The sequence below is a fragment of the Streptomyces sp. NPDC046805 genome, assembly GCF_040645355.1.
Lineage (GTDB): Bacteria > Actinomycetota > Actinomycetes > Streptomycetales > Streptomycetaceae > Streptomyces.
Genome location: NZ_JBEYYC010000088.1, coordinates 1 through 1,318 on the forward strand (window position 1 = coordinate 1; position 1,318 = coordinate 1,318).

Consider the following 1,318-nt stretch of genomic DNA (forward strand, 5'->3'; position numbering starts at 1 on the left):
TGAACACCGAGACTGGCCACAACCCACCCGCACCGGCGCACAAGCCATCCTCATCACAAGACCCCAACCCACAGGCCCATAACGCAACGGCATTGACTTTAGAGGTCGTTTTCTCCCGTTGTTTCATCCCGGGATGCGGATTTCATCCGGCGATGTCGGGTCGCGCCAGGAGATGGTGGCTTCGCCGGTGAGGCGGCGGGCCATGAGGTCGGTCATGGCGAGGTGGATCATGGCTTCGGAGCGGTGCGGGTGGGTTTCGTAGTCACGGACCAGGCGGCGGTGCAGCATGAGCCAGCCGTAGGTCCGCTCCACGGCCCAGCGTTTCGGGATCGGGGTGAATCCCCTGCTCCCGGGGGCGCGTTGGACGATCTCGAGGTTGATGCCGAGGGTGGCGGCGTGCTCGACGAAGTGCTTGCGGTAGCCGCCGTCGACCCAGACCTTGCGCAGGGTGGGGTGGTCGGTGGCGGCCTGCTCGAGCAGGGAACGACCGGCGGTGGAGTCCTGGACGCAGGCGGCGGTGACGAGCACCGCGAGCAGCAGGCCGAGGGTGTCGGTGATGATGCTGCGCTTGCGGCCTACGATCTTCTTGCCCGCGTCGATGCCCTGCGTCTTGGCGGGGACAGAGGTGGAGGTCTTGACGCTCTGGGCGTCGATCACGCAGGCCGAGGGGTGGCGGTGCTTGCCCTCCTGCTGGCGCACCAACTCCCTTAGCAGGCCGTTGAGCTGGGCGAAGACGCCGTCGGTCTGCCATTTGGCGAAGTAGCCGTAGACCGTCTGGTGGGGCGGGAAGTCGTGCGGGAGGTAGGCCCACTGGCAGCCGGTGCGGTCCACGTACAGGATCGCATTCATGATCTCGCGCAGGTCGTGCCGAGGTGGCCGGCCGAAGTCCAGGGCCCGGCGCCGGCGTTCGAAGCGCCAGGCGGACAGCACCGGCTCGATCAACTCCCAGCGGGCATCGGACAGATCACTCGGGTACGCGCGACGTTCCGTCATGACCTGGACGTACCGCCGGTTGGGGGCGTGCGCCCAGGCGTGCATCCGGGCCCCGCGGAAGCACGGCACAGAAGGGGCGTCCAGGGATGAGACGGGCGCAAGCCAACACCACCCCCGCCCGTCACACCATCTGCACCGACAAACACGACCGGTTCAGCACCCTCAGCAGCACCAGATCACCGCCCCACACGAACCTGCATCTATCACCGCACTACAGATGAAAACGACCTCTTAGTGAGCGTTTGGTTCGCCTATCGGTCGGTCTATGACGATTCCGGCCTGCCAAACCCGGGTGCCGGCAGTGCAGTTCGCGGGGAATGTCACT

The 1,318-nt window shown here is 66.2% G+C and carries 1 protein-coding gene; it reads right to left on the minus strand.

Going from position 1 to position 1,318, the window contains the following annotated elements; genetic code table 11:
* Positions 1 to 123 precede the first annotated feature (123 nt).
* Entirely contained in the window at positions 124 to 993 is an 870-nt protein-coding gene (locus ABZ910_RS36280; RefSeq protein WP_361373697.1) for an IS5 family transposase, read from the minus strand.
* Positions 994 to 1,318: the final 325 nt, after the last annotated feature.

Bases quoted from the DNA above. Each gene is read 5' to 3' on its own strand.
- ABZ910_RS36280 (WP_361373697.1), bottom strand. From the start codon at position 993: ATGACGGAACGTCGCGCGTACCCGAGTGATCTGTCCGATGCCCGCTGG.